Source organism: Streptomyces sp. NPDC007264, assembly GCF_042869095.1.
Classification (GTDB): Bacteria; Actinomycetota; Actinomycetes; order Streptomycetales; family Streptomycetaceae; genus Streptomyces.
In genome coordinates this window covers 335,991-360,229 of the sequence record NZ_JBIAFD010000001.1, presented here as the reverse complement: position 1 = coordinate 360,229, position 24,239 = coordinate 335,991, and the positions used below count along the sequence as shown (strand labels likewise).

Sequence of the window (24,239 nt, the reverse complement as noted above, 5' to 3'; positions counted from 1 at the left end):
ACCCAGGTGACCGAGATCCGCTAACACCGGGTGCACCGCCCGACGCGGGCCGGCCCGGCGGCGCTGTGCTCAGACCGCTTCCGTGTTCTCCTTCGGCGCCTCACCCGACCTGTGCACGGGGGGCAGGACGCTCCAGGGGAAGTTGATCCAGTCGTCCGTCCGCTTCCACACGTACTCGCACTTCACCAGGGAGTGGGACTTCTCGTAGATCACCGCGGAGCGGACCTCGGCGACGGCGTCGACGCAGAAGTCGTGCACCAGCTTGAGGGTCTTGCCGGTGTCGGCCACGTCGTCGGCGATCAGGACCTTCTTGTCGGTGAAGTCGATCGCGTTGGGGACGGGAGCGAGCATGACGGGCATGTCGAGGGTGGTGCCCACGCCCGTGTAGAACTCCACGTTGACCAGGTGGATGTTCTTGCAGTCCAGGGCGTACGCGAGGCCGCCGGCCACGAACACGCCGCCGCGCGCGATGCTGAGCACGACGTCGGGCTCGTACCCGTCGTCGGCGACGGCCTGGGCCAGCTCCCGGACGGCCTGCCCGAAGACCTCGTAGGTCAGGTTCTCCCGTATGACGGTCATGTTCCGCTCACACCTGCGTCCGGTGGAAGTTGAGGAAGGAGCGGGAGGGGGTGGGTCCGCGCTGCCCCTGGTAGCGCGAGCCGTACCGCTCACTGCCGTACGGGTACTCGGCCGGCGAGGTGAGCCGGAACATGCACAGCTGCCCGATCTTCATGCCCGGCCAGAGCTTGATGGGGAGGGTGGCGAGGTTGGACAGCTCCAGGGTGACGTGCCCGGAGAAGCCGGGGTCGATGAAGCCGGCGGTGGAGTGGGTGACCAGCCCCAGCCGCCCCAGGGAGCTCTTCCCCTCGAGCCTCGACGCCAGGTCGTCGGGGAGGCTGATGACCTCGTACGTACTGGCGAGGACGAACTCCCCCGGGTGGAGGATGAACGGATCGTCGGCCTCCGGCTCGACGAGCCGGGTGAGGTCGAGCTGCTCGATGGAGGGGTCGATATGGGGGTACTTGTGGTTCTCGAACACCCGGAAGTAGCGGTCCAGCCGCACGTCGATGCTCGAGGGCTGCACCATGGTCGGATCGTACGGGTCGATCACGACCCGCCCGTTGTCGATCTCGGTCCGGATGTCCTTGTCTGAGAGAAGCACGCCCCGAGAATACGCAAGGCGCGCTCAGCCCCCACAATCGTGGCGGCCGAGCGCGCCCCTACCGCCGGCCCCGACGGCTACCCCGGTACCGCGATCCGCGGTACCGCGACCCTCGCTACTGCTTCTCGAGGGTCACGGGCACCGCACTGCGGAGCCGGGCGCAGCGCGGACACCGGACGAGCCGGCCGGGGCCGAGGCGCTCGGCCTGCTGCATCGGGAACGAAGCGGTGCTGAACACGTGCCCCTCGGCACAACGGACGACGGTGCGCTCCATCAAGTCCTCTGAGTCCCTTCCCCAAGAGCCTTCGTCTCACTGGCGTGACGGACGACGAAAGCCACATTACGGGATGAAAGGGACGGCCCTCCAGGCGGCACTCCGACCACCCGCAACCCCCGCTTCCCACCCCCACCGTACGCCCCAACTCCCGCCCGGCGCAGCCCCGTCCGACCCCCAGAACGACCTCGGCCCCCGCGGCTTCAGCGCCGGGGGGCCGGTATGGGGTAGAGTGAGCGGGCGTTCCGGCGCCGGATGGGCGGTCGGGCTTACGCGGGTGTAGTTTAATGGTAGAACATCAGCTTCCCAAGCTGAGAGCGCGAGTTCGATTCTCGTCACCCGCTCCACGATGAAACCCCAGGTCAGCGGCCTGGGGTTTATTGGTTGTCTAGACCGTTTTCGGGGTTCCGTGCCCTCCGCGTGCCCCAAGTCGCGGTAAAGCACCCCCTCGGAGGGGCTTGCGGTGCGCATTCAGGCACCATGACGCGCGATCACCTCAAACGGCGATACTCGCTTTTGGCGACCCGGGTCCCACATTGGGCAAATGAGGCGCAAGTCGCTTGCGTAGAGGGCAATTTGCTGGCGGCCATGCTGCTGGTCGGTCTGGGGTCTTGATGGCCGCGCCCCCTTCGTTCGCGATCCGCCGTAGTGCGGCTTCGGCGGTGTTCCCACCACGGCGGCGGCGTCCCGGGAGCTCCTGGGCGACGTTGCTCTTCTCCTGACCCAGGCGGGGCAAACGATCAGCCCTGGTGACCGCCCACCGCGGCTCACTCACCGATCTCGCGTTGGCCCGGCTGAAGGAGGCCCGGACTTGTCCGCGAGCGCACCATCCAGCGCATCGACTCCACCCACGTCCCGGCCGCGGTGCGGGATCTGACCCGCCTTGAGTTGGTCACCGAGGCCACGCGTGCGGCCCTCGAGGAACTGGCCCGCGCCGCCGGCCACGCGCTGGGCGGCCAGGTCGACGAGGACTGGGACCACCCCTATGGCCGGCCGGTGCGCCTGGGCAAGAACCCGGCCCGGCCCAAGACCCGGAGTGCCATGGCCGCAGGTGAGCGGCCCGGCGCCGGCTGGAGGCGTGTTCCGGTCTCTTACCTGGGTTGCAGAATCTCTACCTTTGGTTCGACGCGCGGATCGTCCCTCGGCGCGAGGACGGCGCCACACCCCCGGCCCTAGGCTCGATCACATCGAGAACGCGGTCGGCCACCGCTTCCACCAGCGGTTCTTCCACACGTTTCCGCGTTTCCACGTTTCCGCGTTTCCGCCTATCCGCCTATCCGACTCTCCGCCTGTCCGACTCTCCGACGAACTCAGGGGGATCTCCCATGTCCAAGCGCACTCTCTTCTTCTCGCTCATCGGCGCCGTCGCCCTCGGCGGGGTGACCGCAGGGGGCTTCGCCCTGGCCTCGACCCCCACGAAGCCGACCCTGGAGAACGGGTCGGCGACCTACACGGCTCCGTCCGCCGGCAGCGCGGGCTCGTTCACCTACACCACCGACGTCAGTGACGACTCGGGTATCCGGAACCTCAAGGTCCTGGCCTGGCCCGCGAGTTCCAAGCTCGACCCGAAGGAGGCGGAGCTCCGCTCGGCGGAGAGCGCCACGTGCCGGCGCACCTCGGACGAGACCAGCCGCTGCACCTACACACTGAAGGCCACACAGCGGGAGGCCGCCGAACTGGACAAGGGCACCTGGTACGTCTCCGCGCTGGCGACCGCCCAGGACGGGGGCACGACGTTCGTGCCCCGCACCGCCTCCTTCGACGTCACACGCTGACCCACCGGCAGAACCCCCGGGGCCGGACCCGGGGCGGTTACCGAACGAGCACCCCATCCCGCATTTCGGCCTCCGTAGTCGGCGCGTGCGCCGGCATGAGCCGCTCACCACCACCCGGGGCGTTCACGGCTTCGGTAAATGGAGGGACTTCGATCCACACCCCGTGATTCACGACATCGTCAGCATTTCCCAGGCTCCGCTTCCCGGCCTGTTCGCAAACTCATCCCCCTGGAGTTGAAAAGTGTCCCGCATCGTGAAGTCTCTCAGCACCATGAAGAGCACCACCCGACGCTCCCTGACGGCCGGCCTCCTCTCCCTCGTAGCCCTCGGCACGGCCGCGATGAGCGCCACCCCGGCCACCGCAGCAGCGGGCACCCAGCACCGGGGAGCCGTCACCTTGTACAACAACACCACGGGCCTCGGGGCATGCGGTTGGACGAACAACGACAACGAACTGGTGGCGGCTGTCTCCCCTGAGCTGTTCAGCAGCAACAGTTCCGACAACGACCCCATATGCGGTAAGAGCCTGCTGATCCACGGCCTCTCCGGGACCTGGGCGGACCACGTCGTCGTACGGATCGTCGACAGGTGCCCGGGCTGCGGTAAGGACGAAGTGGACCTCAGCCCGGCCGCGTTCAGGGCGCTGGGAGAACCTGGCGTCGGCAGGCTCTACACCGAGTGGTACGAGCTCTGATCACCGGCTGATCGGTTCCATCAGCAGGGCCGGCCCGGCGGTGAGGTCTCCCCGTGATCGAGGAATTCGGCGAGGAACAGCTCATCGACCGGGTGAACCACGTCGAGCGTACGGGCCGAGCCGTCCGGGCGGTGGCCCGGTCGCTTTCCCACACGCTGAAGCGGGCACGGGGCGGGGTCACGACAGACGGTGCGGCGCTCCTGCTGATCGAGTGGCACGGCGCCGACGCCGGTCGTACGCCTTCTCCGTGAAGCGGCAGGGCTGGCGTGTGGACGGCCGGGTGTCCTGCGGCCCGGTGGTCGTCGTACCGCGTGCGGCGACCGGTGAGACGATGGGGGTACGGCCCAGCACGCGGAGCTGATCATGGCAGGTTGGCTGGTCAGGGACTACTCCCAGAACGATCTCGAGGCGGTGGTCCGCGTCGATACGGAGAGCGGCACGGCAGGGGAGCCCCCTCTGTTCCCCCTCTCCGACGCGGTGGCAGCCCTCCAAGCCCTTCATCCCGCCGTGGTGGCCGTGGCGGACGACGTGGTGGTCGGAGCCGCGGTGAGCAGAGTGGAGGGCGACCGTGCGTGGATCCTCCGCGTCTGTATGGCGCCTGCCTGGCGCCGACGGGAACTGGGCAGCGCCCTGATCACAGCCCTTGAGAACCGGCTCTTCGCCGGTGGTGTCCGCACGGTGCACGCGGTTCTGCCCGAGGGAGAGACCGGTGCCGCCGCCCTGTGCGACTGCGACTTCGGCGCCCGCCCCGGCCTCGTCTTCTTCGAGAAGCGCAGGCCGGTGACTCCTCAGGCGGCCGGCATGCTGTCCTCGCTCGGAGCGGAGCTGCCGCCCGGGGGACTGTGGCAGAAAGTCGCGGGCATGCACAGGGAGAAGCGGCTCATCGAGCGCCGCCTGGTCCTGCCGCTGGCTCATCCCGAGCTGGCCGCCCAGCACGGGGTCGAGCTGCCGCGGGCCGTGATGCTGTTCGGTCCGCCCGGGACCGGCAAGAGCACCTTCGCGCACGCGATCGCCAGCCGTTTGGGATGGCCCCTTCTCGAGCTGTTCCCCGCACGTCTCGCCGCCGAATACGGGCTGGCGACCGGGCTGAACCGGCGCTTCGACGAGATCGCCCGGCTCGACCACGTCCTGGTCTTCATCGACGAGGTGGAGGAGATCGCCGGGACACGCTGCGGTGCGAACGCGACCGCCGTCGGCGTCGTCAACGAACTGCTCAAGGCGATCGTCCGGTTCCGAAGCCAGGACGGGCGGCTGCTCGTCTGCGCCACGAACAACGTGACCACGCTCGACTCGGCCTTCCTGCGGCACGGTCGCTTCGACTACGTGCTGCCCATCGGCCCTCCCGACCGGAGCGCCAGGGTCGCACTGTGGGAGAGCTACCTGGCACGGGCGGGCGCGGAGGCCGACAGCGGGGCACTCTCGTCCGCCAGTGAGGGGTTCACCCCCGCCGACATCGCCCACGTGGCGCGTACCGTCTCCCAGGCCCAGTTCGAGCGCACCTTCGACACCGGCGCCCGGGCCCGCCCCACCACGGACCACTACCTGGACGCGATCCGCGATACCAAGCCCACGGTCAGCGCCGCCATGGCCCAGGAGTTCGCGGAGCAGACCGAGAAGTTCGCCCGTCTCTGACGAGCATGAAGCGGGGGGTGTGGCACTTCGGGGCGACTGTGCCGCCGTGGGTGCGGCAGGCGCTTCCGGCGGGGGCGGAACAGGTGGGGCAGTCGAACCGTTCGACGGCGGTGGCCGGGTCGGCCGGCTCTGACATGTCTGAGAAGCCGTCGCAGGAGGCACTGTGCGAGAGTTGTGTGCGAGAGGTCGTGAGAACGAGGTCCAGGGGCGACCGGACAGGGTCCCGCGGGGGCCCGTGGCCTCTCGGAACCACTCATTTCCGCGAACTCATCACGTAACCGCCTTCACTTACCGTGACCGATCACAGCTTGATTCTCACCATGGCGGTTCCTGGCCGGTATGAGGGGCTGGAGGAGGCGAGCGGCGTCGTGAGCAGTGGGCACAACGAACTCACCCGGCTGCTGGCGGCAGCGGAGACGGCGGCCCCGGCGGATGCCGTCGACGTGGTCGCGGAGGACCTGCGGCAGCGTTTCCAGGCTACGAAGGTCTCTTTCCTCATCGTGGATCTGACGGGGAAGGCGGTGGCGCGGCTGTCCACCGTCGGCGCCGTGGAGGGCGGGTGGGAAGCCGAGCGGATCGACCTGTTCGGGAGCGTCTACGAGCAGGTGATCCGTACCCAGCGGCCGCATCAGGAGCCGACCGGTCAGGGACAGCGGCTGATCCTCCCGGTCACCAACCGGGGCGACGCCATCGGGCTGCTGGAACTGCTCCTGCCGGTCGCCCCCGGCGCGGACGTCCTCGATGCGGCCGGGGAAGCCGCCCACGCCCTGGCCTACATCGTGATCGCCAACGGGCGGTTCACCGATCTCTACATCTGGGGCAAACGCTCCAAGCCCCCCACCCTGGCGGCAGAGATCCAGTACCAGCTGCTGCCCCAGTCGCTGTCGTGCGAGGCCGCACAGTTCGCGCTGTCCGGAAACCTGGAGCCCTCCGAGGACCTCAGCGGCGACACCTTCGACTTCACCCTGGACCGCGACACCCTGCATCTGTCGGTGACCGACACCATGGGCCACCACATCGACGCCGCCCTGGCCGCCACGGTCCTGGTCTGCGCTCTGCGCGGGGCCCGCCGTGCGGGAGCCGACCTGGCCGAGCAGGCCCACCGGGCCGATGAGGCCCTGGCCGACCACGGCCGCGGTCACGCCACCGGGCAGTTGCTGCGCATCAACCTCCACACCGGGCAGGCCCAGCTCATCAACGCCGGCCACCCCTGGCCGCTGCGCATGCGCGAGGGGGCCGTGGAGGAGATCGTGTGCGAGGTGGACCATCCCTTCGGGCTGGCGGTGCCCGCGCCCCACCCCTACCGCGTTCAGGACATCGAGATGCGCCCCGGTGACCGTCTGCTCATGCTCACCGACGGCATGCTCGAACGTCATGCGGAGAGGGTCGACCTGCCCGCCCTGCTCGCGCGCACCAGGCACCTGCACCCGCGGGAGACCGCGCTGGTGCTGACGGCCGCGGTCCTGGACGCCGCCGGCGGCCGGCTGAAGGACGATGCCACCGTGATGTGCCTGGACTGGCACGGCCCCGGGGAGACTCAGCGACGCGCCGGCTACGGCGCGGACACCGGGCAAGCCTCAACCGCCCGCACGAAGGCGCAGCCGTGACCCAGGAACTCTCCTGGAAGGTGACAGGCGCCGGTGAGCAGCTCTCGACCGTCGGCATGCGCCGGCCCGCCGTCCGGGCCGCGTCGGCCTCCGCACGGCGGGGCCGGGCACGGTTGCGGCCGGCGGGAGCTCGAGCCGCTTGTCCATGTCCGGCCGGAACGTGCCGCAGGGGTCGATGTCCGGCCCTGCCGGCGCGCCGTCCCGCCGGGTGACGGTGACCGCTTCCCGGCGCCGTGTGCGCAGGTGGGAGGTGACCGATCGGAGGCCGGGCACGCCCACGAGCCACGATCACAGGCGCAGGAAGCCGGCCGTCACCGTTCCCCCTTCCCTCCGGAGCTTCCGCAGTTCACAGTGGAATCAGGCACTACTCCCCTTGGGAGGCATCATGATCATCCTGGGTGTCATTCTGCTCGTCATCGGCTTCGTCACCGGCATGTCCATCCTGTGGACCATCGGGCTCATCCTGGCGGTCATCGGAGCAGTCATGTGGATCCTCGGCTCGATGGGACACGCCGTCGCAGGACGACGCCACTACTGGTGACCGGCCGGAACCGCACGGCGGCGGGCGCGGGCGGACCGGGCCGCGCCGAGTGGGTCTTCTCGACCACCGGTACGGGATGCGGCCCGACTCGTCCGGTACGCGGGGGAGAACGCCACCACCGCGATCGGCCACGCGGCAACGCACCCGGAGGGGCCGGGGCCCGGGCCGGGTGTCATCCCACCGCTTGCGCCCGCCACCATGACGGCAGACGACTTCTCTCGATTCCCCCGCCGGCACACTCCCCCGCCGGCACGTCTCAGCTGCGGAAACGCGGCCCTTCGGCCCTCTCCGCAGCCGGGAGTACCCTGACCGTGCCGAGAGCATGTCGCGCAGCGCGACCACGGCGGTGCCGTTCCCGGCGAATGACGAAACGGGCGGCCGAAGAAGGCCGCCCGGGACGGGATCGCACGATGGACGTCAGGAAAGGCCCGGCCGAAGGCACGTCACCGGACGAGGCGCACACATACCGGATGCCCTTGCCCCGGCTGTCCCTCGCGCCGGACGGCAGTCATGGCCCGCTGGACGGCGCCTGGTGGCCGCGCTGCCACGCGCTGGAACTGGAACTGCCCGCGCTCGTCGGCTCGCTGGACCCGGGCCACGGCACCGTAACCCGTGTCACCGTGGACCCCGCCGCCTGGCCCGACGCCCCGCACACGGTCCCGGCCCCCGACCACGTCATCGAGGTGGCCCGGGCGGACGCCGGCACCGCCACGCATGTCATCACCCTGGACTGCGGCACCGCCGGGCGTTGGGAGCTACTGGTCGTCCCGCCCGACGAACCCGACGCAGCAGCCGCCCGGCTGCTGGCCACCGCCGCCGATCCCTGGAACCCGCTGACGGCCGCGCAGCTGCTGGCGCGCGCCGAAACCGACCTCGTCGGGGAATCGGCATGGGAGTCGGAGGGAGGGCCCACATCATCCTGACGGCCTGCCCGGTCCGGGGGCGGGACCACCGGAGCGGGCATACGCTGCAGGAAAGGAACGTACGCAGAGGCACGCCGCTGGGTCATACCCGCGCGCGTGCGAAGCGACGGCCGCATTCGCCCCAGCGCCGCCGCCCGGAGGAGGTACGCCATGGACCATGCCATGGACCATGCCATGGACCATGAGCCATTGCCCTCCGAGGGCCACGCCGAGGTCCGCATCATCGCGGCAACGCCGGAGGCCGCCCGTCGCGTCGCCGAAGTGCTCCGCCGCGCCTTCGCCTCCGACGAACAGCGCAGCTACCCCGCAGGCAGCGAAGGAGCTACCCGGCTCCACCTGACCATCGACACCACGCACGCCGCCGAGCCCGCACGGTCCTGGCTGGCAACCAGCGAGCCGTCCCTCGAGGACCACGCACACACGGACGAGGTGTGACAAGGCCGTGAGAACCACGAAGCCCTTCCCCCGCGTCCGCGCCTGCACCGCCGGGCACGCCCCGGAGAGCGACAGCCATGACGACACTCCGTGAACGCAAGACCTACCGGAAAGCGGTCCTGAAATCCCTGTACCGGGCCGTCGAACTCAATCGCCCCGAGGTCAGCGGAGCGGCACTCCGCGACGAGCTCGGCCTGCCCGACGAGGACATCTCCGCGGCCTGCGCGTATCTGGCCGGCGAGGGTCTGATCACCGTCGACTGGACATCGCACGGAACCCCCGCCACCGTCTCGCTGACACACGAGGGCATTCGGTTCATGGAGGGGGAAGAGGAAGGGTCGGATGCACCCGGTCGGGGAGGCTGAGGGGCCTGTGCCTCATTCCCGGTTCATCGGGAGCCGACCGGCCCCTTGTGCCAGTAGGAGCGGACGACCACGGTCGACGGCGGTGCGACCAGGCCCGCGCAACAGCGTCGGCACACTAAGTCCCGCAGGTCAGCACCCACGTGGCCCCTGGGGACGCCGATCGCCTCGTGTGCCGTTCTGCGGCGGCGCGAACCTGGGTGGTTCTCTCTCCTGCTGTGCGCACGTTCGGCGCGTACCAGGTCGTCAAGCCCGGCGGCGACCTCACGTCGCCGGTCCTCGTCGGAACGCTGATGGATCAGCGCCGCTTTCAATCGCGACCTGTCAAGGTTTTGCACGTCTGTTCACACTCGAAACCATGGGGGCGACTCCGGGGTAACGAGTGGGCTTTGTGCCAGATGTGCGGTGAGCGCGATCCCTCCGTACGAGGGCGCGGCCGGATCGGGCTCTTGGTCGAGCTCTGCGACTCCTGCTGGAACAGGCTGGTCAACGACATCGCCGAGGAGGAAGGCGCCACAACGGCGCCGTTACCCGATCCGGACCCCGACGACGTGTCATGGATCGAACCACCGTTGTGTGACCGGTGCGGCGCCGCGATCGGCGTCTACCCGACCAACTACGACCGCTGGGTGAGTCTGGCCACCCGGCAGATGCCTGCCAAGGATGTCCCGGAGCGATACCGTTGGCGTCTGGCCCCGGCGCCCGCCGGCTTCGTGGCGGTACGCGTGCGAGGCATCGCAACAGCCACCCGAGAGGCACTCGAGCGCCGCTCCAGGCCACTTGCGCCTGCGGTGTGCTCGCCGTCGTCGTGGGCCGGGCCGTCAGAACACGCCTTTGTACGCCTGCCAACCCGAGGCGATCTTCGTGCGGGGCCCGAACGAGCCCGAGCCGTTCCCGGTGTTGCGCCACAGGTTGCCCGAGGTGTCGCGGGAGACGATGTCCGCCTTGCCGTCGCCGGTGATGTCGCCGACGCCCACGACGGCGTCGTACGACGAGCCCCAGCCGGAAGCCACTTTCACGCGGGACTTGAAGCCGCCGGAGCCGTTGCCGTCGTAGCGCCAGAGGGTGTTGGAGCGGTCCTGGGCCAGGAGGTCACCGCGGCCGTCGCCGTTGAAGTCGCCGACGCCCACGACCTTCTTGTAGCCCGACCAGTTCCCCGCGATCTTGACTCGCGTCGACAGCTTCCCCGTGCTCGTGCCCTTGTACAGGAACAGTTCTCCCGTGGACGCCTTGCGCGCGATCAGGTCGGGGCGGCCGTCGCCGCTGATGTCGCCGGGCGAGGTCAGCAGGTTGTACTGGTTCCAGCCGGTGCCGAGCGAGGTGTGCGGTGTGCTCGTGAGGAAAGGCTGTCCACGCATGGTCCGGTACACTCGGAGTTCACCGCTGCCGAACCGGACGAGGATGTCGTTGCGGCGGTCGCCGCCCAGGTCGCCGAACGGGACCAGGGTCACGGAGGAGGGCCAGCCCGAGGCGGACATGGCCTTGCCGAAGCCGCCCGTCCCGTTGCCCGGCCGGTAGCCGATGACGCCGGAGGAGCTGAGGGTCAGGGCGTCGCCGATTCCGTCGGGCGCCCAGGTGGCGCTGTTGGTGAAGTCGTGGCGTACGGCTGCTCCGTCGGACACGTTCACCGTCTTGGTCACCGTCAGCGTCGGCCCTGAACCGTCGGCCGGGAGAGCCGTGAGCTTGAAGGTGTACGTCCCGTCGGGGACGAGCGCACCGGAGGTGTCGCGCGTGTCCCAGCGCGTGGTCAGGGTGCCGTCCACCTCCCCGCCGGTGAGCGTGCGGACCACGGTGCCGGTTGCCTTGCGGGTGAGTGTGGCCGTCCAGGAGGCGGCGGGCTTGGAGAGCAGTCCGCGCCACTGCCACCACGGACTGCCGGCCGCGCTGCTCTCCGACGAGTTGTCGGTCGCCTCGGACTCCACGACGGAGAGTCGCTGGGTGGCAACCCCGCTGGGCACCAGGTGGATCCGCTGGTCCGCGTCCACGTAGGCCGCAGGTCCGCCGAACTTGTCCACGGTCCAGGTCACCCCGCGCAGGCTGGAGGTGCCCGCCGCGAGGTCGCCGATCTTCCGGGTCGTCGTGGTGCCGTCGGCGAAGGAGGTGAGGAGGAGCGCGCCGGCCGAGGTGTCGTGCCGGACGAGGTAGCCGTCGCCGAGCTGTGCCTGGCCGGACGGGACGGGAATGTTCTTCTTCGCCGTACGGTCCCAGACGCCCGCCGTCGCGGTCGGGCCGCAGGACCAGTAGATCCAGCGGCCGACCGCCTGCAGTTCCTTGGGAACGCACGGGGCGCCGGTGCTGACGGTGTCGGTGGTCCTGCCGGTCTTCAGGTCCTTGGCGGTGACGACACCGGTGCCGGAACCCGGCGTCCACAGGCTGGTGCCCCAGACGGAGGCGGCCGTCACGGAGCGGGTGACGACGGGCTCGAGGCTGCTGTAGACGCCGAGGTCGCCCACGTACTGCTTGGTGGGGGAGGAGCCGTTGACGACGGCATAGCGGCCGGTGGCGTCGAGGACGGTCCCGGAGGCCGAGGGCAGGTTGAAGAAGCCGGCCTCGTCGTTCTTGTCGAGGGACTGGACGTACGAGCCGACGGACTGCGCGGTGAACGTCACCGCACGGCCGTCGCCGGCGGCGTACGGGCCCGTACCGAGGCCGTCCCACTTCCGCCAGGTCGGCGTGCCCGGCGTTCCGTCGGCGGCGATCGGCCGGGTGTAGTAGGCGCCCATGAAGCTGCTGTCGGCCTCGTCGGTGGCCAGGGTGCCGTTCTGCAGCGACAACCGGCTGATCTTCGCAGCCACCGGCGGTACCGCGGTCAGCTCCGTCGGCGTCGGGGCGCCCGCCCCCGTGTCGGTGACCCTCCGTACCGCCCAGTGCCCGGCGTCGGTGCCGCCCACGGCCAGCAGAGTGCCGTCCGGTGCCGTGACGAGGGAACCGTTCGCGTGCCGCAGCAGGGTGACCGGGTCACCACCCGTGAGGGGAACGGCCGTCAGCGGCTCGCCCGACTTGTCGGCCAGGTTGTTCGGGTCCGACGGTACGGAACGGGCCACCACCAACCACCGCCCGGCGATTCCCACGGACGGGGTGCCCTCCGCACCCGGCAGCGTCACCGTCGTCTCGGCGGCGGAGAGGTCGGTGCGGTCCAGGACGTGTGCCACCGTGCTGTCGGAGCGGTACCAGACCAGCCGGTCCGCGCTGAGCGCGACGGCTGTGGGCGCGAGGGACACGGTCACATCGCCGGTGACTCGCGCGGTGGCCAGGTCCACCAGCGCCAGGTGTCGCTCGCCGTTTCCGAGCGCGTAGCCGATGACGGCGGTGCCGCTGTCGCCGCCCAGAACGCTGAAGTTGGTCGTGATTCCGGTCGGCCATCCGGCAACGAGGGTGCCCTCGGCGGGCGCGCCGTCGCCGTAGAGCCACAGCACGCGGTTGCCGTCGGCGTCCCGGGCCTGGGTCAGTACACGGGTTCCGAAGGTGGCCTCGTATGCGCCGTGGGTGAGGGCGATGTCCGTGGTGGTGCCGGCGGACAGGTCCCTGAGGACGACCTTCTGCGTGGGTGAGACGACATCGGCAACGACGTCGGACGACGACCCCAGGTACGCAGGGAGTTCGAGTCGGGCCAGGTCGCCCAGTTCGGTCGTCGTACCGGTGTCGTACGACGTCCACAGGTAGCCCGAACGACCCTCCTGGGCATGCAGATAGCCACGGGGACCGGCGCTGTAGATCCGGTCCCTGCGCGGTAGGTAGCGGTCCGCCTGGAAGACCTTCTCCGCTGCGAGGGCGGTGCCCCCGACACCGTTGTCCGCATCAGCCGTGACGGCGAACAGGCCGGGACCGGCGGTCACGGTGAGAACTGCCAACACGGCGACAACGCCACGGGCGGTGGTACGACGGGCCATCGTCGTCTCCTGGGCCTCTCGACGGAAAAGGCATGACGGGACGGCGGCGACCGATCAGGCGCACGTCGACGGTGCTGCGAAAATGCCCAGCCCCCCAGCTGCCCCCATGCAAAGCGGCACGAGAATAGCAGCAGGCCCAGACGCCCCAGGGTTCCCGGGGAAAGAGAGCACGAAGTAGCCCACACGTCGGCCACCACGCGGGACGGTGGGTTCAATTGCCCCGGCGGCATGGCGTGTTGGGCGATGGACGCCGCACCGACGTAATGCCGGACCCGCGGGCTTCCCCGTGGAGTGCAGGTCGCTGGGCTGCTGCTGAAATCACCCGGCGCACGGCGTCCACTCGCTCTAGGCTGCCGTGGGCGGCGATCCGTCATGGCTCGCAGGCGAGCGGAAGGCACAGGGTATGGGCGTCGCACTGTTCACGCTGGGCGGCACGATATCGATGGCAGGCCGCACCGGGGGCGGCGGCGAAGTCGTCACGCGGTTGAACGGAGCCGACCTCGCCGCGGCCGTGCCCGGGCTCACCGGGCTCGGCATGCCGCTGGACATCCACGACATCGAGGCCGTTCCCAGTGCGAATCTGACCTTCGCGAACATTCTGGCCCTGGTGGATTCCGCGTCGCGGGCGGTGCGGGCCGGGGCCTGCGGGGTCGTGGTCACGCAGGGGACTGACACCCTGGAAGAGACCGCCTTCCTCGTCGACCTGGTCTGGCCGCACACCGAACCGTTCGTGCTGACCGGAGCCATGCGCAACCCGACACTCGCGGGAGCCGACGGCCCCGCGAACCTGCTCGCCGCCGCCCGCACCGCCGCCTCGCCCGCCGGCCGCGGCCTGGGAGCACTGGTCGTCTTCAACGACGAGATCCACGCGGCCCGCTGGGTGCGCAAGACCCACAGCACAAGCACCGCCACTTTCGCCTCCCCCAACACCGGCCCCATCGGCCACGTCGTCGAAGGCCGTCCCCGGATCCTCACGGCCCCCGTACGCCGGCGCACCCCGTACCCGCGGCCCGAAGCGCTGGACGAGGCCCGAGTCGCGCTGCACACCGTCACCCTCGACGAGGACGCGGAACTCGTCGCCGCCGTCGCCGAGGCAAGTCACGGACTGGTCGTCGCCGGCTTCGGAGTCGGTCACGTCCCGAGTGAACTCGCGGGTCTCCTGGGAACCCTGGCCGAACGCATGCCCGTCGTGCTCACCTCCCGCACCGGCAGCGGATCCGTTCTGCGGCACACCTACGGCGCCGTCGGCTCGGAGGCCGACCTCCAGCGCCGCGGCCTCATCAACGGCGGCCTCCTCGACCCGTACAAGGCCCGGATCCTCCTTCGGCTCCTGCTGGCCGGCGGTGCCGATCGCGCGGCCGTCACCGCCGCCTTCGCCGACCACGGCTGACGTGGGGGCGGGTGGAACCGCCGCCGTCCGGACCTCGGCCGTGCCCCCGCGGTGCCAGGAGCGCGGGAAGGCCGGCCGCACAGGTCGGGGCAGCGAGTCGGCTCCTCCGCCGTCCTCGACCGGCTCCCGGCGCCGGCCCGGTTGCCTCACCGCACGGGGAAGCCGAACACATAGCCCTGTTCCCGCAGCCGCGGCAGCAGGGTGCCGAGCGCGGCTACGGTCTGCGCCCGGTCCCCGCCGCCGTCGTGGAAGAGAATGGTGGGGCCGTTCGGCAGCTCGCGTTCCACGGCGTTCACCAGCGCCTGCGCGCCGGGCCGCTTGTAGTCCTCGGGGTCCACGTTCCAGCCCAGCGGGCGCATGCCCCTCGACGCGGCGACCTGCCGGCTGTAGGGAGTGAAGGCGCCGCCCGGCGCACGGTAGTACAGCGACTCGACCCCTCCGGACGCACGCTCGATCATCCGCTCCGCGTCGACGATCTCGGCGTACTGGTAGGAACGCGGCTTGTGGTCCATGGTCGTGTCGTGGTGCACGCTGTGGTCGCACAGCCGGTGCCCCTCCGCGACGATGCGCCGCACCATGGCGGGATACCGGGCGGCCTTCTCACCGATCACGCAGAAGACCGCGTCGACGCCGTTGTCCCTGAGCACCTTCAGGACCCGCGGCGTCCACACGGGATCAGGACCGTCGTCGATGGTGATGTTGACGGCGTGCGCCCCCTTGTCCGAGGCGTGGGCGATGCCCGCACTCACCACCGGGGTCCGCCGTTCCGGCGCGGGTGACTCCGGGCCGGGACCGGACATCCGCCCCGCGCCCGGACCCGCCGGAGCGCGTGAAGGGCCGGCCGCCGACGGTACGGGGGAGACGTCCGCCCGTGTCGCGTGCGTCTCCGAGCGGCTCTCCGCCGTGCCTATCGCGCCGGAACCCGACAGGACCCCCAGCACGGAGGCACCGACCACGGTGACGACGGCCGCCGCCACGGCCGTCCAGGCCCCGCCCCGCCTCGCGTTGCGCTGCATCGCTCTCCCCTCCCCGGCGTTTCGTTCATACGCCCTCGCACATGACAAGACAGCAGGATCGGCATACGGGATCCGCCTGTTGCAAATTCCGGACAGCCGCGACCCGGACAGCCGCGACCCGGACAGCCACGGCCCGGACAGCCACGGCCCGGACAGCCACGGCCCGGACAGCCACGATCCGGACACCCTCGCATCCCGGCCCTGCTCGCCACGTGGTCATGCCACCAGGAAACCGGTCCGTCCGCCATGGGCCGAGGGCACTGGTCTTCCAGCGGTACGGCCCCCGGGCGGGCGGGTGTGCCAGGGGCGAGCCGCGTTCGCCGGCCGACCGCCCGGCGCAGTCGGACGAGCGGCTTCCTGCGGGTGCCGGGGCTCAGGCCATCGGGTCCGGGCGGCCGCCGCGGCGCAGTGCCCGGGTGCACCAGCCGATGATCGCGGCGTTGACCAGCGCCCCGAGCACGACGGCCGCGACGAGCATCCCGGCACCGTCCGGGAGGACGAGCAGCACAAGGCCGGCCGGGGCGGTCACGAGGACTGGGATGACGCCCGCCATGGACTCGCCCGAGCTGTCGCCCGCGGTCACCACGAGCGCCCACCCGAGCAGGGCGGCACAGAGCACGAGGTAGACGAGGCCGACGACGCCGACGGCGTCGCGCAGACGGCGGGGCAGGGATCGGCCGGAACCGGTGTCGGTCACGAGGCGGGCTCCTTGGTCGCGTTGGGGTGGTCAGAGGTGGGGGCCGGGCGGGTTCGGGCGGGCGAGGCCGAGGTCGTAGGCGAGGATCGTCGCCTGTACGCGGTCGCGCAGGCCGAGTTTGCGGAGCAGGGCGTTCACGTGGGACTTCACGGTGCCTACGGTGATGCCGAGTTGCTCGGCGATCTCCGCGTTGGTGAGGCCGGACGCGACCAGGGTGAGGACGGTGCGCTGGCTGCCGGTCAGGGTCTCCAGCTCGCGCGAGCTCCCGGCGGGGACCGCGGTGGCGGGACCGGACGCGTAGTGGCCGATGAGGCGGCGGGTCGCGGACGGGGCGAGCACGCTCTCGCCGGCCGCCACCACCCGGATGCCCTGGAGCAGTTCTGCGGGGCGTACGTCCTTGAGGAGGAAGCCCGAGGCGCCGGCGCGCAGCGCGTCGAAGACGTAGGCGTCGAGGTCGAAGGTGGTCAGGACCAGGACACGCGGCGCGTTCTGGCGGCCGGTGATGATGCGGGTGGCGGCGATGCCGTCCAGTTCGGGCATGCGTACGTCCATGACGACCACGTCGGGCGCCAGTTCCTCGGCGAGCCGTACCGCGGCGGCGCCGTCGGCGGCCTCGCCGACGACCGCCATGTCCTCCTCGGCGTCGATCACGGCGGCGAACCCCGCCCGCACGATGCCCTGGTCGTCGACGACCAGCACGTTGAGGCTCATCGTTTCCTCTCCTCGTGGTCCGGCGCGGCCGCGAGGGGCAGCCGGAGGCGGACCGTGTCCCGCGGTCCGGTGGTCAGGGTGCCGCCGAGTGCCGAGACCCGCGTGGTCAGCCGCTCCCGTACGGCGGGATCGGCGGCGCGGGGCACCCCGGTGGCCGTGAGCGTCAACGTATCGTCGTCCGCGTCGAGTTCGAGGACCGCAGGTTCCTCGCCGCCGGCCGTGAGCATCGTCTCGGCGGCGTGGTAGGCGGCCAGGTCGACGGCGGTGGGCAGTCGCTCCGGTACGCGGTCGGTCAGCCGTATCTCGATGTCGCGGCCGGTGGCCCGGAGTTGGTGGGCGAGCAGGTCGAGCGCCTGGAGGGTGGGCTGCGGCCGCAGTTCGGGCCCTGTCTCCCCCTCCCGTACGGTGTCGAGCAGGGCGCGCATCGCGGCGAGGGCCTCGCGGGCGCGCTCGGCGGTCGCGTCGAGCCGGCCCGCCTCCGCCTCCGCGACCATGTCGGCGGTGCGCGCGAGGACGGTGGTCTCCAGTCCGGCGGCGATCCTGCGGCGCTCGGCCCACGCGTCCCGGACGGCCTCCTCGGCCCAGGCGGCGAGGCGTTCATTCCGCGTGCCCCGGGCGGCCCGGTCACGCCGCCCGCGCAGGGCTCCGGCCCAGCGGGCGGTGCCGACCGCCAGGGATGCCGCGGCCGTCGTCCCCGCGACGACCGCCCAGAGGGGGACTGTGGTGCCCCGGCCCAGGACGGCGGCCGTCGCGGCCGCCGCGTGCGCCGCCACGGCGGCGACCAGGAAGGCGGGCAGCGACGGGCGCGGGTGGACGTCGGAACCAGACGGGCCGACGGGGCGGCCCTGCCGGAACAGGCGCGAGCCGAACAGACGCGGGCCGAACAGACGCGGGCCGAACAGGCGCGGGCCGAGCAGGCGCGGGCGGCCCTCGGCGGAAACAGCCAGCCCGCCGACGCGGCGGCCCCGCCGGAACAGACGCAGGCCGAACAGGCGCGGGCCGAGCAGGCGCGGGCGGCCCTCGGCGGAAACAGCCAGCCCGCCGACGCGGCGGCCCCGCCGGAACAGACGCAGGCCGAACAGGCGCGGGCCGAGCAGGCGCGGGCGGCCCTCGGCGGAAACAGCCAGCCCGCCGACGCGGCGGCCCCGCCGGAACAGACGCGGGCCGAGCAGGCGCGGGCGGCCCTCGGCGGGGGGCGGACCGGCCGCCGCACGGGCCGCGTGCGCCGCGTCCGCCGCGAGCGCGGCGCAGGTGGCGAGCAGGCTCAGCGCGGGGGGCAGGAGCACCGGACCGGTGTAGTCGCCCGCGGCCATCGCCACCGGCCACAGCAGGGCCAGACCGAACAGGACGCCCCGGCCCGCGCGGGGCGCACGGCGCAGCCACAGCAGTGCGACCGCCTGTGCCGCGGCCAGCAGCGCGAAGAGCACACCCGCGGACACCCGCGGACCGCTCGACGCGGCCTGCGTCCGGATGACCAGCGCCGGGAGCAGCGGCTGCACCACCAGGCCGGCGGCGGCCGTCAGCTGCGCAAGGCGGTAACTCCGCGGAACGGACCGCTCCACCGGGGCGGCGGTCCGGCCGGGCAGGACCGCGCACACCTCCCATCCGCCGTCCGCCGTCGGGCCGGTGGCGAGGGTGCCGCCCGCCTCCCGTGCCCGCGACCTCAGGAAGCCCTGGCCGCGACCCCCGCCGAGCCCGGCACCGTGCGCCGCCGCACCGGGCGGCGGTGCCGCGCTCGTGACCACGACGTCCGTGCCGGTGTCGCCGTAGCGGACCCGCACTTTCGTAGGGGCGCCGGGCGCGTGCCGTGCCACGTTGGTCAGCGCCTCGCGCACGATGCCGTACGCCGCGTCCGCGACGGCGCCGTCCGGCAAGGAGTCGATCGCGCAGTCCACCGGCTGGTCCAGGCGCCGGAATCCGGCGACCAGGTCCAGCAGCCGTTCCCGCGGTGACGGCACGTCCTCGCGGGAGGGTGCGGGCGCCCGTACCGCGCCGAGCGCGCGGGTGACCTCGCGGCCGGTCCCGACCGCGAACTCCAGTGCTTCCTCGGCCAGTTCCGGACGACGTCCGCGCAGCCCGAGAGCCGCCCCCGCCGTGACCACCACGGCCGTCAGATGGTGGGCGCTGACGTCGTGCAACTCCCTTTCCATACGGCGTCGTTCGACCGCCGGAAGCCGGTGGCGCTCGGACTCGGCCCGCTTGAGCAGCCGTTCGGCCGCCTGCCGCGCGCGACGGGTACGCCGTACGAGGAGGCCGGCGCCGCACGCGGCGGCGTAGAGCACCGCGGTCAGGACGAGGTCGAGTCCGTTGCGGTCGCCGAGTCCGTGCAGGCTGATGCCCTGAAGGACCTGCCAGGCGGCAAGCGCGACCACACACAGCACGGCGGTGAAGGCGTCGCGTTCGCTCGCCACGGTGAACAGGGCCAGCGCGACTCCCGCGGTCCCGAGTACCGCCGTCGCCCCGGCGGGCAACGGCCCGGCGCCCAGCGCACAGGCGGCGGCGACCACGACGAGGGTGACCTCCGGGCGGGTACCGCGCAGCGCGAGCGCGGCCGTCACCACTCCGGCGACCAGGACCGCCACGAGAAGGGCGGACGCGGGCGGGACGGCCCCGCGCACCAGCGCCGCCCCGGGCCACACCACGGCCTGGGCGCAGATCAGCAGGACCGGGAGAAGCCGGTCGTCGGTTCGATTCATGGCGGATCAAGGCTATGGCCGCAGGTGAGCGGCCCGGCTCCGGCTGGAGGCGGATTCCGGTCTCTTACCTGGGTTGCAGAGTCTCCACCCGTGGTCAAACGCGCGAATCGTCCCTCGGCGCGAGGACGGCGCCACACCCCCGGCCCTAGGCTCGATCACATCGAGAACGCGGTCGGCCACCGCTTCTACCAGCGGTTCTGCCATGCGTTTCCGCGTTTCCGCGTTTCCGCGTTTCCGCGTTTCCGCGTATCCGACTCTCCCACGAACTCAAGGGGATCTCCCATGTCCAAGCGCACTCTCTTCTTCTCGCTCATCGGCGCCGTCGCCCTCGGCGGAGTGACCGCAGGGGGCTTCGCCCTGGCCTCGACCCCCACGAAGCCGACCCTGGAGAACGGGTCGGCGACCTACACGGCTCCGTCCGCCGGCAGCGCGGGCTCGTTCACCTACACCACCGACGTCAGTGACGACTCGGGTGTCCGGGGCCTCAAGGTCCTGGTCTGGCCCGCGAGTTCCAAGCTCGACCCGAAGGAGGCGGAGCTTCGCTCGGCGGAGAGCGCCACGTGCCGGCGCACCTCGGACGAGACCAGCCGCTGCACCTACATGCTGAAGGCCACGCAGCGGGAGGCCGCCGAACTGGACAAGGGCACCTGGTACGTCTCCGCGCTGGCGACGGCCCAGGACGGGGGCACGACGTTCGTGCCCCGCGCCGCCTCCTTCGATGTCGCACGCTGACCCATCGGTCGAACTCCCGGGGCCGGACCCGGGGGTTCTCGGCGTCCGGTCACGGTCCGCCCGGTCGCCTCGGAGAATCACGGCCGGGCGACCGCGATCAGCCGGTGTAGCGGTCCAAGGCGATGAGGGTCTTCCTCGCACCTGCCAGTGCCTGGCGGAGGTCGAAGGACATCGACCGGATCAAGGGCACCGGGTAGCTCGGATACGCGTCGGCGTGGGCCGCCGCAGTGATCATCTGGCAGGTGGCCCCGATCGTGACCAGGACATTGGTGGCGAAGGCCTGTGAGTCCGAAGGCGGGCGGGCGGACGGCCGGAAGAGTACGGCGACGATGCTTCGGTGCCAGTCCGTGTCCGGCGCCTCCTCAAGCGCCAGCGCCCGTGCGAGAGCCTTCCCCAACTTGCCCATGCCGTCGGGTGGCGTGGCCTGCACCTTGCCCCAGACCCTGGCCACCAGGGAACTTCCTTCCTTCACGCTGGGCCGATACGAAGACGGGTTGCGCACCTCGCGCCGGGTACGTCGTACGCCGTCGAGGAAGTCGGCGAAGGACGGCCCCTCGCCTTCCCGCCGTACCTGGTCCCAGAAGCTGGCCGTCTCCGCCCTCTTCTGCGCACACACCGCATGCAGCCGGTCCAGCAGTGCCCCTTCCAGTTCGAAGAGCCGCTGGCACAGGTCGTCGACGGCGGCTTCGGCCGTATTGAGCGGGGACTCGGCGCGCCAGGTGAGGTCCTCGATGATGACCGAGGGTGTCCGGCCGCCGAGACGCGGGAACCATGCCGGGAGTCTCACCGGGGAGGACACCTGGGGCAGTTGCAGTGTGTTGCGCGCCAACAGCACCACCGCACGCCGGTCGGTGGCCGGGTCGCCGGTCAGGTGCTTCTCGCAGGCCTCCTGGTTCTCCTCGAGGAGCACGACGAAGTCGTCGAGTACGGCGTTGGCGTTGTCGAAGGGGGCCCCGCGCACGACCAGGACCACCACCGCGTCCCCGGCGAGGTGTTGCTGCAACTCCTGCGCGTACGCCGCCCGGTTCCCCCGGACCTGGAACCAGAACCCGCTCAGCTCACAGGCCGACACGGCAAGCCTGCCCCTGATGGCCCTGGCAAGGCGGGCGGGCGTTATCTGCTCGTCGGCGAAGGCTCCGGGATGCGTGCCGTCGGCGGCGTTCTCCTGCTCGGCCGGGTTCATGCGTACACGTCTCCTTGAGAAATCGCTGCGATACGACCGAGCAGACGAATCTTGGGCCACACCCATTCGGCGTCGCTGTCGAGGAAGTTGCTCTCCGTGGCGCTGGACAACAGCCGGTCGGCACTGATGCCGGTGTCCGGGCCGAGCCGCTCGACGATGTCCTCGAAATCCTTCATGCCGCATCGCATGCTCACCGGCGACGTGCGCATGATCTCGCTCAGGCAGGAGTAGACGGCGCGCAGCCATACGGTGTCCCTGCTGTCCCGCGCCCCCATGGCCTGGGAGGCCGCCTGCCGGAAGAACTCGTACTCGCGGCTCCGGCTGATGTGGCTCGGGCGGAGCCGGCTCTCGGAGAACTGCGTTGCGTCGTCCAGGGTGACGTGCAGGTCGGACTGCCGCCGCTCCTGTTCGATGAGGAAGGCTATGAAGTCGCGCAGCAGGTTCACGGTCAGGAACGGGTGACCGGCCGTCTCCGCGTGGATGGCGTCGATGAAGGACGCGTCGGGCGTCACCTGGGGGCCCAGCACCTTCTGCGTGAACTGGGCGAACTCGCTCTCCTCCGCACCGATCCGGTGCGCGAACAGCGGGAACGGGTCCTGTCGTACGAAGGGGCTGAGCTGGTTCTGCTCCATCAGGATGAAGTGGGCGTCGGGCTGCTGCCCGAGGAACACCAGCAGGTTCTCCCTGGCGAACCGGACCATCTGGTTGAGCAGCGGTTGGACCACCGTGTACCTGATGCCGGAGTCACTCTGCAGTGCCGCGTGAAGGTCCCCGAACAGGGTCTCGTACTCGTCGAGGACGAACACGGTGCGTCCTCGGTCGGCCGATTCCCCGTCCGCACAGTGATTGACGAGGTCGGCGAAGAACGTACCGGGAATGCGGCGGCCCTCGTCCAGGGCGGCACAGATACGGTCGTAGCAGACTCCGTCGTTGGCGAGTTCGCCGGTGGAGGAGCAGGTCTGGCTGACCACGGCCGCCTCGCCGGTCGTCGACGCCAGGTCGAAGCCCGCGGTGGTCTTGCCGCTGCGCCGCACACTGCACCAGAGCCGTACGCCGTTCCGGCTCTCGAAGGTCCGGAGCAGGTCGTGCACGCTGTGCCGGTGCACACGGTAGTACCGCAGCTTGCCCGGTTCCTCCAGTGGGAAGTCACGGGCGAAGTTGTACTGGAGAGGCTGGCTGCGCACCGATGTGGTGCCCTGCCGGTAGGAGCGAGCCACCAGGAGCCTGAGCACATGGCCCCGGGTCGCGGGGACGGAGTCGAAGCCGGACTCCCGTGTGACGGCGACGACGGTCGCGCTCAGACGTCCGTCCTGCTCGATGAAGGCACGCAGGTCGGACGGGAGTGGCGCCACCACGGCGGCGACTCCTCGGCGGTGGGCCTCCTCCAAGTCGCGCCGGTCGACATAGCTGCCGTCGAGATAGCACTGGACCTCGATCATCTGCTGGTACGGCGACCGGGTGGACGGGCGGAGCGAGATGTCGAGCCGGTGCTCCGCCGCCGAGTACTGGGACAGGGCCGGCAACGGGACGTGCTGTCGGTTGGTCCCCAGCCTGTCGAAGGCCGAGACGGCGGGCAGGACGCTGCGCAGCAGTCCGTCGGTGAAGTGACTGCGGCCGATCCGCCTCTGTACCAGGAGCATGTCGTCGGTGACGAGGAAGGGAAGCGTGTGCAACCAGGCGCGGGCGTTGTCCTGCAGGACCTCCCGGCCGGTACGGTCCCCGAAGGTCACTTGCGCGTACCCCATGATGATGGCGGACAGCATGCAGGAGTTCAGCGCACGGAGCCGGCGGGCGGACTCGAGGTCGGCGGCGCCGGGCAGGCGGGTGGAGTAGAACTCGATGGGAAGGTCGAAGAACCGCTGCAGTCCGTTGAGGGACTTCATGAGGGCGTACGACTCCGATTCGCCCTGCCACATCTGGTAGTTGAAGCCCTTTTGGAAGATGTCCTCGGCGTGGCCGGACAGCGCCGAAGAGATCTTCGGGAGCAGCGTCCGCACTTCGTCCGGGTCCGTCAGGCGGTCCAAGAAGTAGTTGAAGTCCTCGGCGAGCCGGTCCCGGTAGTAGGTGGACCACTGGAAGATGTGGTGGGCGCTCAGGTCCCGCAGGGCGGCGTGGAACTCCTCCAGCCAGTCGTCCTCGGCCGGCGCCGGCGCCTGAGTCGCCGGGGCGGTGGCAGGCGGGGGTCCGTGCAGCTTCTCGTCGAGCAGGGTCAGCAGCATCATCTTGCGCTTCTTGAGGAACGCCTCCTCGAACGCTGCTCGCAGCTGTGCCTCCCGAGTGTCCAGCTCGTCGGTGGAAAGCTCCTCGATCAGGGCAATGGCCAGGGCCTGCGCGTCAGCGGGCTTGACCTCCTTGCACAGACGCGCGATCTCCTGCAGGGCAGCGTCGACACCGGACATCAACCCACCATTCTGAAGGACCGTCAGCGGCCTGTTCCATGCTAATCGAGCAGGTTGGTGGGATATGACGGAATACGGCATTCCCTTGCCCGCTCCGCCCCGGACAGTGCGCCGTGGCGC

Annotated in this window: 19 protein-coding genes, 1 tRNA gene and 2 pseudogenes; 13 read left to right on the top strand and 9 right to left on the bottom strand. The window is 70.9% G+C overall.

The genetic code is table 11. The annotated features are described in order from the left end of the window. Positions 1-69: 69 nt before the first annotated feature. Together ACFYMU_RS01620 and dcd are read right to left on the bottom strand one after the other, a co-directional pair. A complete protein-coding gene (locus ACFYMU_RS01620; RefSeq protein ID WP_388366568.1) occupies positions 70-579 on the bottom strand; it encodes a phosphoribosyltransferase in 510 nt (169 codons plus the stop codon). A gap of 7 nt (positions 580-586) precedes the next feature. Further along, on the bottom strand, positions 587-1,162 hold the full coding sequence (gene dcd / locus ACFYMU_RS01615) for a dCTP deaminase (RefSeq protein ID WP_388366566.1): 576 nt from the start codon (positions 1,160-1,162) through the stop codon (positions 587-589). 547 nt (positions 1,163-1,709) lie between these two features. Between dcd and ACFYMU_RS01610 the strand changes: the two genes are divergently transcribed. The 11 genes and pseudogenes from ACFYMU_RS01610 to ACFYMU_RS01560 all read left to right on the top strand — a co-directional run. Continuing rightward, positions 1,710-1,783: transfer RNA gene (locus ACFYMU_RS01610), tRNA-Gly, on the top strand. 978 nt (positions 1,784-2,761) lie between these two features. Next, positions 2,762-3,211, top strand: coding sequence for a DUF5707 domain-containing protein (locus tag ACFYMU_RS01605; RefSeq protein ID WP_388366564.1), 450 nt, complete (start codon positions 2,762-2,764; stop codon positions 3,209-3,211). A gap of 271 nt (positions 3,212-3,482) precedes the next feature. Next, a complete protein-coding gene (locus ACFYMU_RS01600) occupies positions 3,483-3,905 on the top strand; it encodes an RlpA-like double-psi beta-barrel domain-containing protein (RefSeq protein ID WP_388366562.1) in 423 nt (140 codons plus the stop codon). Positions 3,906-3,964: 59 nt separating this feature from the next. After that, a pseudogene (locus ACFYMU_RS01595) lies at positions 3,965-4,156 on the top strand (serine/threonine-protein phosphatase); the annotation flags it as partial. A gap of 112 nt (positions 4,157-4,268) precedes the next feature. After that, a complete protein-coding gene (locus tag ACFYMU_RS01590) occupies positions 4,269-5,537 on the top strand; it encodes an ATP-binding protein (protein ID WP_388366561.1) in 1,269 nt (422 codons plus the stop codon). Positions 5,538-5,905: 368 nt separating this feature from the next. Continuing rightward, complete coding sequence (locus ACFYMU_RS01585) at positions 5,906-7,144, top strand: PP2C family protein-serine/threonine phosphatase (RefSeq protein WP_388366559.1); 1,239 nt, start codon at positions 5,906-5,908, stop codon at positions 7,142-7,144. 385 nt (positions 7,145-7,529) lie between these two features. Further along, positions 7,530-7,685, top strand: a complete 156-nt coding sequence (locus tag ACFYMU_RS01580) for a DUF6131 family protein (protein ID WP_388366557.1) — start codon at positions 7,530-7,532, stop codon at positions 7,683-7,685. A gap of 470 nt (positions 7,686-8,155) precedes the next feature. Beyond that, positions 8,156-8,608, top strand: a complete 453-nt coding sequence (locus ACFYMU_RS01575; RefSeq protein WP_388366555.1) for a DUF5994 family protein — start codon at positions 8,156-8,158, stop codon at positions 8,606-8,608. Between the two features lie 150 nt (positions 8,609-8,758). Next, positions 8,759-9,043, top strand: a complete 285-nt coding sequence (locus ACFYMU_RS01570) for a hypothetical protein (RefSeq protein ID WP_388366553.1) — start codon at positions 8,759-8,761, stop codon at positions 9,041-9,043. A 77-nt stretch (positions 9,044-9,120) separates the two neighbouring features. Continuing rightward, positions 9,121-9,408 (top strand): hypothetical protein, encoded by a 288-nt coding sequence (locus ACFYMU_RS01565; RefSeq protein WP_388366551.1) that lies wholly within the window; start codon positions 9,121-9,123, stop codon positions 9,406-9,408. Positions 9,409-9,698: 290 nt separating this feature from the next. Beyond that, positions 9,699-10,085 (top strand): annotated as a pseudogene (locus tag ACFYMU_RS01560) (hypothetical protein); the annotation flags it as partial. Between the two features lie 141 nt (positions 10,086-10,226). Here the strand turns inward: ACFYMU_RS01560 and ACFYMU_RS01555 are convergent. Further along, positions 10,227-13,295 (bottom strand): FG-GAP-like repeat-containing protein, encoded by a 3,069-nt coding sequence (locus tag ACFYMU_RS01555; protein ID WP_388366549.1) that lies wholly within the window; start codon positions 13,293-13,295, stop codon positions 10,227-10,229. A 403-nt stretch (positions 13,296-13,698) separates the two neighbouring features. On the opposite strand from ACFYMU_RS01555, the gene ACFYMU_RS01550 reads away from it, so the two are divergent. Then, the gene (locus ACFYMU_RS01550; RefSeq protein WP_388366547.1) at positions 13,699-14,685 is read left to right on the top strand and encodes an asparaginase; all 987 of its coding nucleotides are present in this window, start codon (positions 13,699-13,701) and stop codon (positions 14,683-14,685) included. 146 nt (positions 14,686-14,831) lie between these two features. Here ACFYMU_RS01550 and ACFYMU_RS01545 read toward each other — a convergent pair whose 3' ends face one another. The 4 genes from ACFYMU_RS01545 to ACFYMU_RS01530 all read right to left on the bottom strand — a co-directional run bounded on the left by ACFYMU_RS01545 (position 14,832) and on the right by ACFYMU_RS01530 (position 19,805). Continuing rightward, positions 14,832-15,701: a polysaccharide deacetylase family protein gene (locus ACFYMU_RS01545; RefSeq protein WP_388366545.1), complete on the bottom strand. Its 870-nt coding sequence runs from the start codon at positions 15,699-15,701 to the stop codon at positions 14,832-14,834. A 373-nt stretch (positions 15,702-16,074) separates the two neighbouring features. Further along, positions 16,075-16,398 carry an SCO4225 family membrane protein gene (locus ACFYMU_RS01540; protein WP_388366543.1) on the bottom strand — a complete coding sequence of 108 codons (324 nt, stop codon included), beginning with the start codon at positions 16,396-16,398 and terminating at the stop codon, positions 16,075-16,077. 30 nt (positions 16,399-16,428) lie between these two features. Further along, positions 16,429-17,109 carry a response regulator gene (locus ACFYMU_RS01535; protein WP_388366541.1) on the bottom strand — a complete coding sequence of 227 codons (681 nt, stop codon included), beginning with the start codon at positions 17,107-17,109 and terminating at the stop codon, positions 16,429-16,431. Beyond that, positions 17,106-19,805: a histidine kinase gene (locus tag ACFYMU_RS01530; protein ID WP_388366539.1), complete on the bottom strand. Its 2,700-nt coding sequence runs from the start codon at positions 19,803-19,805 to the stop codon at positions 17,106-17,108. Before ACFYMU_RS01530 ends, ACFYMU_RS01535 begins: the two co-directional genes overlap by 4 nt. 282 nt (positions 19,806-20,087) lie before the next feature. Here ACFYMU_RS01530 and ACFYMU_RS01525 point away from each other — a divergent pair, with 282 nt between their 5' ends. Further along, entirely contained in the window at positions 20,088-20,537 is a 450-nt protein-coding gene (locus ACFYMU_RS01525) for a DUF5707 domain-containing protein (RefSeq protein WP_388366537.1), read from the top strand. 97 nt (positions 20,538-20,634) lie between these two features. Here ACFYMU_RS01525 and ACFYMU_RS01520 read toward each other — a convergent pair whose 3' ends face one another. Next, positions 20,635-21,720, bottom strand: coding sequence for a hypothetical protein (locus tag ACFYMU_RS01520; protein ID WP_388366535.1), 1,086 nt, complete (start codon positions 21,718-21,720; stop codon positions 20,635-20,637). Next, positions 21,717-24,119 (bottom strand): hypothetical protein, encoded by a 2,403-nt coding sequence (locus ACFYMU_RS01515; protein ID WP_388366533.1) that lies wholly within the window; start codon positions 24,117-24,119, stop codon positions 21,717-21,719. Before ACFYMU_RS01515 ends, ACFYMU_RS01520 begins: the two co-directional genes overlap by 4 nt. Positions 24,120-24,239: the final 120 nt, after the last annotated feature.